This is a genomic window from Pelomonas sp. BJYL3, assembly GCF_027257975.1.
GTDB lineage: Bacteria > Pseudomonadota > Gammaproteobacteria > Burkholderiales > Burkholderiaceae_C > Roseateles_B > Roseateles_B flavus.
In genome coordinates, this window is the sequence record NZ_JANZKX010000006.1 from 300,243 (window position 1) to 311,962 (window position 11,720).

Genomic DNA, 11,720 nt, shown 5'->3' on the forward strand with positions numbered 1-11,720 from the left:
CCATGAAGCAGGAGTTCAAAGACATCATCGTGCAGGGCCTCGTGGCCATGCCCACGAGCCTCTGGGCGCTCATCACGTCGCTGACCATGGCGCAGTGGATTGCGCTCATCCTGGGCGCGCTCCAGGCCGCGTACCTGGTGCGAAAGTGGTGGCGCGAGGAGACCGAGTGGGGCATCAAGCTGCGCAAGCTGACAGGCCACAAGCCGACCCGCGACAGCGTGCTGCCGGAGCTGGAATCATGAGCCGCATGCGCGTTGCCATCGGCTCGCTGACGCTGAGCGCCGCGGCGCTGGTCGGTCTGGCCGCCAATGAGGGCTACTCCGAGCAGGCAGCCATTCCTGTGAAGGGCGACGTGCCCACGATGGGCTTCGGCAGCACCACGCACGAGGACGGCAGGGCCGTGCAGCTCGGCGACCGGACCACGCCTGTGAAGGCCTTGCAGCGCACGCTGGCCTACACCCAGAAGGCCGAAGCGGGCTTCAAGGCCTGCATCGACGTGCCGCTGCATCAGGGCGAGTTCGACCTGTACCTGGACTTCGCGTACCAGTACGGCATGCCGACGCTCTGCAGCTCGACCATCGCCGAGCACCTGCGTGCGCAGCGATATGTGCAGGCCTGCGGCGCGCTGCTCGACTACCGCTTCATGACGTCGCCCGTACCACACGAGGGCTGGGAGGTCACCAAGCGCGATGACAAGGGCCGGCCTGTCCGCTGGAGCTTTGACTGCTCGACGCCAGGAAACAAGATCTGCCGCGGCGTCTGGACCCGCCAGCAGGAACGCCACCAGAAGTGCATGGAGATGCAGGGATGAGCCGCATTGCTGATGGCCTGCTGCTGCTCGCTGCCGTTGCCCTCGCCTTCTGGATGGGCTCGCTGCTTGGTCAGGCCAAAGGGGGCGCCGAGCAGCAGCTGGTGGCCGATCAGCGCGAGCGCAGCGTTTCGGAGCAGCACGCAGCCGCATTGGCCACCGCGAACGCGCGCAACCGTGCAGCCGAGGCCTCGCTGCGCATTGACCTGGCCAAACAGGCCAAGAACTTCAAGAGAGCCCTGGACGATGAGAAAGCCCATAAAGATAGTCTTCTGTACGGCCTGCGTTACGGCGCTGTCCGCTTGTCAGTCCCTGTCCTCGGTACCAGCACCGGTCAGGCTTGTGGAGCCCACGCCAATGGAGATCCCGGAGCTACCGGAGGAGATTGGCACGAAGCGCGAGCCGAACTTGCTCCACAGGCTGCTGCGGACCTTGTCAGCATCGCCCACGAAGGCAACGCCGCCATCCACCAGCTCAATGCCTGCATCGACCGCTACAACGCCGTGAGGGCGCGATTCAACGCACTGCTGCCGGCCCATGCTCAAGCCCAATAGCCTGCGCCAGCACCTGGTCTCGGCAGTGCCAGAGCTCAAGCGTGACCCAGACAAGCTCTCGATCCACATCACCGAGGGCAAGCTGGCAACGACGGCTGCCGGGTCGCTGTCATTCGAGTACCGCTACACGCTGAACCTGATCCTGCTGGACTACGGCGGCCACGCCGACGCCATCATGGTGCCGGTGCTGGCCTGGCTCCGCGTGCATCAGCCCGAGATCGCAGACAACCCTGAGCTGCGCGACAAGGCTGTGCGCTTCGCGGTCGAGTTTCTGAACACCAAGACGGTGGACCTGTCCGTAGAAATCGACCTCACCGAACGTGTGATCGTGAAGCGCCGCGCGGGCACACCCGAGGGCGGGCCGCAGGCCTTCGACGTGAAGCACGTCGACGAACCGCCACACCTGGGCATCCAGCCAGCCGGCGAGCGCTGGGAGTTCTACCTGCGCGAGCAACTGCTGGCCGCCTGGGACTACGACCCTCGCTGATGGACGATCTGCAGCAGCTCGACGACTGGCTGGCGCCGCTGCTGGCCAAGCTCACTCCGGCCAAGCGTCGCACGCTGGCTCGCGAGATCGCACGGGACCTGCGGCGGCGCCAGCAACAGCGCATCGCGGCCCAGCAGAACCCTGACGGCAGCAGCTACGTGCCACGCAAGCCACTGCTGAGGGATCGCAAGGGACAGATCCGCCGGCGCGCCATGTTCGGGAAGATCCGGCAGGCCAGCTACCTGAAGGCCCAGGCCACGCCGGACGAGGCCTCCGTGGGATTTTCCGGACGCGTCGCTCGAATCGCCTCAGTCCACCAGCTGGGGCTGCGGGACCGCGTGCGGCCTGATGGCCCAGAGCACACCTATCCGCAGCGCCGCCTGCTCGGTCTTGCTCCCGACGAAGTCGAGGGCTTGCGGGACCATATCCTCCGGTTCCTGAGCCAGTGATGGGTGCTCCCCAGCTTGCTCCGGGATTGCTCGCCCCGGAGCGACCCGGCCTGACTCGCCTCGCGCGAGAGGGGCCGGCACCATTGCTGACATGGAAACCCCGCATGTCAGCGAGCTGATCCGCCGCATCGAGAACCTCCTGCGCCTGGGCACCATCGCGCGCGTGAACGCGAAGGGCTACAGGGTTCGCGTGACGGCCGGCGGCCTTGTCTCCAACTGGCTGCCTTGGGTGGCACTGCGCGCAGGTACCACTCGCAAGTGGTCGCCTCCCACGGTAGGCGAGCAGTGCCTGCTACTGAGCCCCGGCGGTGACTTGGTCAACGGCGTGGTCCTCGTGGGCATCTTCAGCGCCGAGGTTCCGCCCAACGACAACCGCGCCAACACTGAGGCCACGCATTACCCGGACGGCACATATCACGAGTACGACCACGAGGCGCACCGCGACCTGCTGCGATGCGTCGGCGATGTCCTGCGCCAGGTCGAGGGCAGCATCACGCACGAGGCCAAGGGCGCGATCACGCACCAGGCGGACGGTTCGATCCTGATCGAGTCCAAGGCGTCCATTACTCTGAAAGTCGGCGATTCCCGGATCGTGCTGACGCCGAGTGGCATCACGGCCGACCCGGACATCGTAGGCGGTGGCCACGTGAGCCTGGTCAATCACAAGCACACAAAGGTCTCGCTCGGCAACGATGTGTCGGGCAAGCCCCTATGAGCGGCATGAACCGCAGCGGCGGCCGCGCCGTCGAGGGCATCGAGCACCTGCGCCAGAGCATCGGCGACATCCTGTCGACGCCCATCGGCAGCCGCATCGCACGCCGCACCTACGGCAGCTTGCTGCCCGAGTTGATCGACCAGCCAGACAACGGGACCACGCGGGTGCGCATGTGCGCCGCCACCGCCGGTGCGCTCATGCGCTGGGAACCCCGCATCCGCGTCTCGCGCATCACCTTGGAGCGTGGCGACCGCCCCGGCCAGGTGTTGCTTGACCTGGCCGGCCTCTACATCCCCCGCGGCGGCCCCGAGCAGGCGCTGCAGATCCACATCCCGCTGCAGCTGCGCGCTGCCGTCTGAAGCCATGCCGACCATCGTCGACCTTTCCACGCTGCCGGCGCCTGGCGTCATAGAAGAACTCGACTTCGAGGTGCTGCTGGCCGATCTCCGCGCCGACCTGCTGCAGCGCTACCCCGAGGCCGCCGACGTGCTGGACCTGGAGTCTGAGCCCCTGGTCAAGCTGATGCAGGCCTTTGCCTACCGTGAGCTGCTGTACCGCCAGCGCGTGAACGAGGCCGCCCGGTCCAACCTGCTGGCCTTCGCCAATGGCACGGACCTGGACCACAAGGGCGCCTTCTACAACCTGCCGCGGCTGCCCGGTGAGCTGGACGCCCGGTACCGCGTCCGCATCCAGCTGCGCATCGCCGCTCTGGCCGGCAACGGCACAGGCGAGCAGTACCAGCTGCTGGCCATGACGTCCTCGCAGAACGTCCGCAGCGCCTCTGTCGGCCACGTCCAGCCCGGTTCAGTTGCACTAGTGCTGTGGCTCATCGATGCCGGCCAGGCAGAGGCCACGCTGGCCCAGGTCCGCACCGCGCTGGCCGCCGAGAACGCCCGGCCGCTGGGCGTGTCGGTATCGGTCAGCCTGGCCCAGGCCAAGCCGATCCGCGTCGCAGCCAGGCTCTGGCGGGAGCCTGCAGCGCCTGTCGACCTGGTGCAGCAGATCGCGGCCGCCCTGCCACCCGCAGTGGCCTCCTACGCGGCCCTGGGCCGAGACGTGCCGCGCTCATGGATCACGGCAAGACTGCACGTCGCTGGTGTCGCACGCGTCGAGTTCGTCGATGCCGAGAGCCCGCCGGAGAACACCGTTCTGCAGGCCAACGAGTTCCCGAGCATCGGCGAGCTGCATCTGCTTGACCAAGGGGTGATCTGATGCCGCCGTCCGTCGATCGCCTGCTGCCCCCTCAAACCACCAGCCTGGAGCGTGCAGTCGTTCAAGCGGCGCCGAGCTGGGACGGCATGGCCGAGCTGGGCGCCAATCTGACGAGCACGCGGCCGGAGGGCTTTGCGACTTGGCTGGCCGCCGAGTGGGAGCTGGGCCAGTTCGCCGACCTCTTCGATTCCACCGAGGCCCTGATTGAGGCGGGGCTGCCCTGGCTCTTCGAGCGCGGCTCCGCGGCCAGCGTGCGCCGCGTGCTGGGCTGGCTCGGCTTCGAGGCCGATGTGCAGATCGAGGAAGACGAGGCCTATCTGCACATCGACCTGGGCCGCATCGCTACGCCCGAGGAGATCAAGCGCCTGGCCTTGGCCGTGCGAGCCAGCCTTCCGGCGCACATGCACTTCTACCGGGTCTTCTTCGCCTACGACCTGCGCCCGATCCGCCTGGACCATGGTCCGGCCCTTGACGGTGGGCTGCTCGAGGACGACTCCGGAGTGTGGGTCGGCGACGTGAAGGCGAGCTTTGCCGATTACCGCGGCGGCCTGGTCGAAGCGCCCAGCACCGAAGCTCTGGGCCAGTCGGCCACCGCGCGCCGCACCGCGCTGCTGAGCTACGACGATCGCATGCTGTTGGACGCCTGGCGGCTGGACTCGCATGTGCTGGTCGACAGCTACGGCGGCCTGCAGGAGCTCTTCACAGGCACATGCGATGCGCCGCGGCCTGGTGCTCCCGAGCGCCTCAACGGCATCGCGCAGATCGGCTCAGTCGAATGGGATGCACCTCAGCCCGTGACCGGGGCCATCGAGACACGCTCCACGGGCCTCCCTGTGCCCGTCCATCCCCCTCGCGCCTGGCTCGGCCCCTGGGCCGGGCCGTGGCGCCAAACCATCGAACTCAAACGCACCGAGGAAACCTGACCCATGGCCGTTCTTCAAGAATCCGGACGCATCGTCCTGGCTCGCGCTGTTGCCGCGCAGGCCATCCACCTGGCCTGGGGCCGGGGATCGCCAGCCTGGGACGCGGCGCCCCAGCCCGAGCCCACCGACGCCACGGCGCTGGTCGACGAGATCGGCCGGCGTGCTGTCACCCAGCTGGGCTATGTGGTGCCTGACGACGACGGCGAGATCGAGCTGCCCTCTGGTGCCCGCTACACCGCTGTGGCCGGCCCCACGCGCTGGCTCTATGTCCGCTTCACCTTCAACTTCAGCGACGCCGCTGGCGAAGCCATCCGCGAGCTGGCCATCTTCGTGGGCACGCAGGCGGCAGCCGGCGTACCCGCTGGCCAGCGCTACCTGACGCCGGCCGAAGTGGCCAACCACGGTGACCTCTACGCCCTGGAGCGCCTGCCCAAGTTCACGCGCAACGGCGACGTGCGCCAGGTCTTCGACTACGTCCTGCCCTTCTGAGCCACTCATGCCGAACCAGATCTACGACCGATTCGACCCGTCGCTCAACTATGAGCGCCACCTCTTCCGCGCCGACAAGGTTCTGCAGAGCGCAGAGCTGATTGAGATCCAGCGCTCGATCCAGCACCGCGTGAAGGGCATCGCGGACGTTCTGTTCAAGGACGGCGACGTCGTCCGCGATGCCCGCATCGTGGTCAACGCCGAGACCGGCGACACCTTGTGCGAGGCCGGCGCCATCTACCTGGCCGGGGCCGTGCGCGGCGTGCCGCCCGCGAACTTCGTGATCCCCGTCGTGGGTCTGGTCACGGTCGGCGTGTACCTGCGTGAGTCCATCATCACCGAGCTGCAGGACCCCAGCCTCGTCAGCCCGGCAGTGGGCACCCGCGGCTACTTGGAGCCCGGCGCCGCGCGCCTGCAGATCCTGCCGGAATGGGGTGTCGCCGGCGGCGCTGGTGCCTTCTACCCGGTCTACACCGTCGAGGATGGCCATGTGCGGGCCAAGGAGCCCCCGCCGCAGCTCGACGCCGTGACGCAGGCCCTGGCCCGCTACGACCGCGACTCCGCGGGCGGCAGCTATGTGGTGCAGGGCCTGCAGGTCGCCATGGCCGCCGATCTGCCGGACGGCCGCCAGGTCTACACCGTGGCCGAGGGCCGAGCCCGCGTCTCCGGCTACGGCGTGGAGCTGATCACCAGCCGCCGACTGGTCTACGACGCCCAGCCGGACCTGCAGTTCATCGACAGCGAGCCCCACGCCAGCACGACGGCAGCAGCGCAGCGCATCAACCTGGACCGGTCCCCGCTCTCTTCTATCGAGAGCGTGAAGATCACGGCCGAGCGCGCGGTCAACATCAATCACGGCGGCTTCGCCGGCGCCCTGGATCCGCTGCCGGACAACTCGGTGCTTGTCATCAAGGAAATCAAGCAAGGCGCCACCGTCTATACGAAGGACGCCGACTGGAAGCTCACCGCCGGGCAAGTCGATTGGAGCCCGTCCGGGGCTGAGCCGGCACCTGGCAGCACCTACTCGGTCCGCTACGAGTACATCGCGACCGTGGAGCCCACGGCCGTGGACGCAACGGGATGCACGGTCACCGGCGCCGTGCCGGGCTCGCTGATCCTGGTCAGCTATCACCAGATGCTGCCGCGCGTCGACCGGCTGTGCCTGGACGCCGAGGGCGGCTTCATCTGGCTGCGCGGCGTCGCGTCCGCCTGGCGGCCCACCGCGCCCGCCGTCCCGGCCGGCCTGCTGCCCATCGCCAGCGTCGCCCAGACCTGGACCAGTGCGCGCAGCGTCACCAACAACGGTGTGCGCGTGGTGCCGATGAATGAGCTGGCCGCCATCACCTCGCGCATCGACCTGCTGACCGAGCTGATGGCGCAGCAGCGCCTGGAGTCCGACGCGGGCCTGCGCGAGGCCGGGACGAAGAAGGGCCTCTTCGTCGACCCCTTCACGGGCGACAGCATGCGCGACCAGGGCCTGGCCCAGACGGCCGCCATCGTCGACGGCGAGCTCACCCTGCCCATCGTCTCGGCCGATGTGCTGACCCCGACCGCAGCCCTCGCGGCCCCGGCGACCCTACCGCTGGCGTTGCAGGCCTCTCTCGGCCAGGCCCTGCGTACCGGCAGCATGCCGGTGAACCCCTACCGAGCCTTCGACCTGCTGCCTGCCAGCGTGCTGCTGAAGCCCGCGGTGGACCAGTGGACCAATGTGCAGACCAACTGGCTGTCGCCTATCACGCAGCTGGTCAGCGCGGGCGCGTCGACCAGCACGGACCAGCTGGTGAGCATCAGCCAGCGTGCCGTCGAAAACCTGCGCCAGATCGTGGTCCACTTCGAGGCCCGCGGCTTCGGCGCCGGCGAGAAAGTCTCGGCCCTCACCTTCGATGGCATCGACGTGAGCGGAGCGCCGCTGGTGGCCAATGGCCAGGGCCTGGTGGCGGGGCAATTCACTATCCCGGCGGGCATCCGCGCCGGCGCCAAGCGCTTCAGCATTGAGGGCCAGGGCGGCACCCGCGGCGAGGCCACCTTCACGGGCAGCGGCCTGCTGCGCATCGAGACGCGCCAGATCGTCACCACGGTGGCCAGCCGTCCCATCGACCCGCTCGCGCAGACCTTCACGCCGGCGGACATCATGCAGCTGGCGGCCGTCGACCTGTGGTTCACCGCCAAGGGCACCAGCCGGGTGCTGGTGCAGATCCGCGAGGTGCAGCTGGGCGTGCCCACCCGCACGGTGCTGGGCGAAACCCAGCTCGAGCCCGCCGGCATCCAGCTGGCAGGCGCCTCCACGCGCGTAACGTTCTCGCGCCCGGTTCCGCTGGAGGCCGGCACCGAGTACGCCCTTGTCGTGCTGTGCGATGACGCCACCACGGCCCTGGCCCTGGCCGAGCTGGGCAAGTTCGACGACACGGCACAGGCCTTCTACACCCAGCAGGGCTTCAACGTGGGCGTGCTGCTCAGCTCGGCCAACGCCAGCACCTGGACGCCGCACCAGGACAAGGACCTGACCTTCCGTCTTCACGCAGCTCGCTGCACCAGCCTGCAGCGCCTGGTCGACCTGGGCCAGTGCGAGGTGGAAGGCGCCACCGACCTGCTGCTGCTGTCGCTGATCGAGGCCCCAACGGCCGCCGCACGCGTCGACTACACCCTGGCCCTGCCGGACGGCTCGCACGTCACCGTGGCCGACGGCCAGCCCCTGCGCCTGGCGGCGCCTATCACTGGGCAGGTCGGCATCACCGCGCGCCTGGTCGGCGCCGAGCGCGTGACGCCCGTCCTGCACCCGGGCCTGCAGCTGGTGGCCGCCACCGTCAGCAACGTGGGCGACTACATCAGCCGGGCCGTCAACGCGGGCAACAACTCGCGCGTGCGGATCATCTTCGACGCCCTGCTGCCCGGCGGATCGGCCGTCGTCGCCGACGTGGCCAGCGCAGCGGCCGATGCCTCGCTGCCGGCATCCTGGACCAACGCGGCCAATGTGAAGGCGACGCCCATCGGCGACGGCTGGATGGAGATGCAGCACGAGCTGGCCAACATCAGCGCTGCGGCGGTCCGCCTGCGCCTGCACCTGAGCGGCAACACGGCAGCTCGGCCGCGCGTGCGCAACCTGCGCGTGATCGTGCTGTGAGGTGATCCATGGCTGACCTGATCTTCGACGACATCACGCCTCACCTCAGCCTGCCGCTGCCCCATCCGTCCAACGACCTGGGCGTCGACGCTCTGCGCCTGCGCGACGCGTTGAGCGCCATTGACAGCAAGGTGGCTGCGCTGGACACGCTGCTGCAATCCAACGACGTGGACCTGGACCAGTGGCAGGAGCTGGTCAACGCGATCAAGTCCAACGCCAGCGACGCCGTGGCCTTGCTGGCCACCAAGGCAGGCCGCGACGAGCTGGCCGCCGTGGTGGCTGACAAAGCCAGTCGCGCCGAGCTGGGCGCCGTCAACACAGCGCTGACGAACGGCCTGGCCAGCGTCGCCCGCAGCACGGCCCAGGCCTCCGTCATCGGCATCACCTACGACGCCCAGGGCCGCCCCCAGCGCGTCGACGAGACCGTGGCCGGCCTCCCCCGGCAGACCACGCTCACCTACAACAGCGACGGGACCGTGGCCACCATCGTGAGCACCTTCGCGGGAGTCACCCGCACCGAAACCTACAGCTACGCCGGCGGCCGAGTGACCGGCATGAATGCAACCGAGATCTGACACATGAGTGGCTTCGATCCCCTTACCCATGCCGCGGCCCGAGAGGCCCGGCCGCCGGCCGGCGCGCTGATGCCCGCGATGCAGGTCGACCCGTCCGTCCTGACCCCCGGCTGGTGCCAGCTGGACGGCTCGCTGGTGTCCCGTGAGGCCTACCCGGATGCAGCCAAGATCGTGGGCGATGTGCGCTTCTTCAACAGCGCCCCGACCGAGGCGACCACGGACCTGACCATGCGCGCTGGCGTGCAGAGCGTTTCCAATCTGAAGTACCTCGCCTTCGGCAGCACCTTCATCGCGGCAGGCCTCAGCTCCGGCACGGGCGTCACGGACATCACGGCCTACCGGCTGTGGCGCTCGTCGGACGCGGGCGCGAACTGGCAGGCCGTCGACCTGCCGGCGATGCCCTCAGCAGCCAATCAATGGCGCGCCGAGTCGCTGGAGTGGTTCGGCGCCGGACGAGTCCTGCTGGTGCTGGTCGGCGTCACCGCAGCGAATCGGTACTCCATCGTCACGACCTTCTCCAACGACTCCGGGCAGACCTGGAGCGCACCGAAGGAACTGATCGCGGTGGCATCTGGCTATGTGACCCTGGACTCCGTGTCGGCCGACGCCGAGATGGTGGCCAGCGGGACGGGCTACTACTACGTCGGCGTCCAGATCAACCAGGCCTCGCCTGCCTCCGCGGGCCTGTATGCATTGAACCCCACCAACAACACCGTCTCCTCGCTGGCCATCCCCTCCGATGGCACCTCGGCCCAGCGCTGCAGGGTAATCGGCGGTCGAGTGACCGGGGCGGGCGTGAGCGAGGTCCACTACGCGGTGTTCGGCAGTGGCGCCTGGGGCCTCAACAAGGCCACCTTCAACGGTGCCGCCCTCAACTCAAACGGTCCGTCCACGCTCGCACTTACCCCCATCGGATCCATCTCTGGCATGCGTCAATACTTGACCAAGGGCGGGGACGGTAGCTACTACTGGGTCTTCAGCGCCGCCGCGGTCATGAAGATGCCGGCCAACTGGGCGGGCCTGCCACTGCAGGTCCATACCGGCCACGACAACACAGGCTGGCGGCTGCTCACGAACACCTTGGGTAATGCGACCACGGGCCAGCGCTATGACTGCAACACGGGCGTGGCCAGCGTGATCGGCGGCATGAACGCGGGACGAGGCAAGGTGGGCACGCTGCATGGACTGACGGATCGCGCCTGGTCCGAGGCCGTGGTCATCGACAAGACGCCGTCCAATGACCGGCACTTCGTGCACGTGGTCGGTGTGAGCGGCTCCTTCGCGGTGCGGACCACGCGAGCGGCCGACAACTTCGTGGGCGGCCTCCCGGACTCGCCGGACAACGCCAGGTTCCTGCCGTATCCCTCGACCAGCTGCAACTGGTACGACCCGGCGGCCGGACAGCTCAAGGTCGTCGACTTCGTGGCGGGCACGCCAGCGAAGCTGCGGGTGCGCACCTATGCCCTGGCCAACGACTACGCCACCTATGCCCACCTCCCCTATCTCCCGGGCCTGATGGCTCGCCTGCGCTAAGAAAGTTCCTCATGACCAACCTCTTTGAGCTGGGAGCCGGCGGCTATTGGACCGGCCGCATTCGCCAGCAGCCTGATGACTCCGTCGTGCCATCGGGCTGGACCGCCCGCCAGCCGCCCGCGAAGATCCCCGCGGGCCAGTACGCTGTCCTGACGCTCGCCGGCTGGCGCCTCACCCATGTGGCGCCGCCAGCCTACGAGGCGCCCGCCCAGGCCTTCCGCCCGGAGCTGGCCATCACGCAGATCACGGCCGACGCCGAGCACCAGATGCACACCATCGTCCATGGCCTGGCGGAGGTGACGTGCCCGGCCGGCACCGAGCTGACCTTCATCGCAGAGCTGCGCGGGCCGGACGGCAAGGTGCTCCCGCTCACCGACCGCTTCCGCATGCCGGTCCGCTCGCGCGACGGCCGCGAGCGCGTCGTCCTGGCCGACATGGCCGACGGCATCGTCACCATCCGCGTGCCCCTGCGCGAGTCTGGTGTCTGGTCGACCACCGAGGCCGCTGTGAACTCCGCGCTGCCCGGCGGCTTCCAGATGCAGTTCGCCGGCGTGACGGTCTTCGCGGTGGAGGCGTGATGAAGGCTCGCATCGTCTTCTGGCTGCTGCAGGTGCTCATCGCGCTGGACCAGCTCGCCAACGCGCTGCTCTTCTTCGGCTGGGCCGACGAGACCATCAGCGCACGCAGCTGGCGCCAGCGTGAGAAGTGGCAGTGGCGCCAAGCACGCCGGGTCATCGACTGGATCTTTGCGCTACTGGGCGACAGCAACCATTGCCAGGGCGCCTATGAATCAGAACTGCAGCGAAGCCAGCTCCCCGAGACGCTACGCTGATCCTGCATTCCACCCATCACAT

At 68.4% G+C, this 11,720-nt stretch carries 15 protein-coding genes; all 15 read left to right on the forward strand.

Features of this window, described 5'->3' with window-relative positions:
- The first annotated feature begins 2 nt into the window (after positions 1–2).
- Positions 3–242: a hypothetical protein gene (locus O9Y01_RS18840; protein WP_269633143.1), complete on the forward strand. Its 240-nt coding sequence runs from the start codon at positions 3–5 to the stop codon at positions 240–242.
- Entirely contained in the window at positions 239–811 is a 573-nt protein-coding gene (locus O9Y01_RS18845) for a glycoside hydrolase family protein (RefSeq protein WP_269633144.1), read from the forward strand. The genes O9Y01_RS18840 and O9Y01_RS18845 overlap by 4 nt, the downstream gene beginning before the upstream one ends.
- On the forward strand, positions 808–1,362 hold the full coding sequence (locus tag O9Y01_RS18850; protein ID WP_269633145.1) for a lysis system i-spanin subunit Rz: 555 nt from the start codon (positions 808–810) through the stop codon (positions 1,360–1,362). Before O9Y01_RS18845 ends, O9Y01_RS18850 begins: the two co-directional genes overlap by 4 nt.
- On the forward strand, positions 1,346–1,849 hold the full coding sequence (locus O9Y01_RS18855; protein ID WP_269633146.1) for a phage tail protein: 504 nt from the start codon (positions 1,346–1,348) through the stop codon (positions 1,847–1,849). Before O9Y01_RS18850 ends, O9Y01_RS18855 begins: the two co-directional genes overlap by 17 nt.
- Positions 1,849–2,298 (forward strand): phage virion morphogenesis protein, encoded by a 450-nt coding sequence (locus tag O9Y01_RS18860; protein WP_442952773.1) that lies wholly within the window; start codon positions 1,849–1,851, stop codon positions 2,296–2,298. Before O9Y01_RS18855 ends, O9Y01_RS18860 begins: the two co-directional genes overlap by 1 nt.
- A 91-nt stretch (positions 2,299–2,389) precedes the next feature.
- On the forward strand, positions 2,390–3,013 hold the full coding sequence (locus tag O9Y01_RS18865) for a phage baseplate assembly protein V (RefSeq protein WP_269633147.1): 624 nt from the start codon (positions 2,390–2,392) through the stop codon (positions 3,011–3,013).
- Positions 3,010–3,372, forward strand: coding sequence for a GPW/gp25 family protein (locus O9Y01_RS18870; protein ID WP_269633148.1), 363 nt, complete (start codon positions 3,010–3,012; stop codon positions 3,370–3,372). The genes O9Y01_RS18865 and O9Y01_RS18870 overlap by 4 nt, the downstream gene beginning before the upstream one ends.
- Before the next feature lie 4 nt (positions 3,373–3,376).
- Positions 3,377–4,225, forward strand: a complete 849-nt coding sequence (locus tag O9Y01_RS18875; RefSeq protein ID WP_269633149.1) for a baseplate assembly protein — start codon at positions 3,377–3,379, stop codon at positions 4,223–4,225.
- Complete coding sequence (locus tag O9Y01_RS18880; RefSeq protein WP_269633150.1) at positions 4,225–5,148, forward strand: phage tail protein; 924 nt, start codon at positions 4,225–4,227, stop codon at positions 5,146–5,148. Before O9Y01_RS18875 ends, O9Y01_RS18880 begins: the two co-directional genes overlap by 1 nt.
- 3 nt (positions 5,149–5,151) lie before the next feature.
- Positions 5,152–5,637: a hypothetical protein gene (locus O9Y01_RS18885; protein ID WP_269633151.1), complete on the forward strand. Its 486-nt coding sequence runs from the start codon at positions 5,152–5,154 to the stop codon at positions 5,635–5,637.
- Between the two features lie 7 nt (positions 5,638–5,644).
- Positions 5,645–8,758, forward strand: coding sequence for a DUF4815 domain-containing protein (locus O9Y01_RS18890; protein ID WP_269633152.1), 3,114 nt, complete (start codon positions 5,645–5,647; stop codon positions 8,756–8,758).
- 8 nt (positions 8,759–8,766) lie between these two features.
- On the forward strand, positions 8,767–9,333 hold the full coding sequence (locus tag O9Y01_RS18895; protein ID WP_269633153.1) for a hypothetical protein: 567 nt from the start codon (positions 8,767–8,769) through the stop codon (positions 9,331–9,333).
- A 3-nt stretch (positions 9,334–9,336) separates the two neighbouring features.
- Positions 9,337–10,866 carry a hypothetical protein gene (locus O9Y01_RS18900; protein ID WP_269633154.1) on the forward strand — a complete coding sequence of 510 codons (1,530 nt, stop codon included), beginning with the start codon at positions 9,337–9,339 and terminating at the stop codon, positions 10,864–10,866.
- 11 nt (positions 10,867–10,877) lie between these two features.
- On the forward strand, positions 10,878–11,444 hold the full coding sequence (locus tag O9Y01_RS18905; protein ID WP_269633155.1) for a hypothetical protein: 567 nt from the start codon (positions 10,878–10,880) through the stop codon (positions 11,442–11,444).
- Positions 11,444–11,698: a hypothetical protein gene (locus O9Y01_RS18910; RefSeq protein WP_269633156.1), complete on the forward strand. Its 255-nt coding sequence runs from the start codon at positions 11,444–11,446 to the stop codon at positions 11,696–11,698. Before O9Y01_RS18905 ends, O9Y01_RS18910 begins: the two co-directional genes overlap by 1 nt.
- The last annotated feature ends 22 nt before the right edge of the window (positions 11,699–11,720 follow it).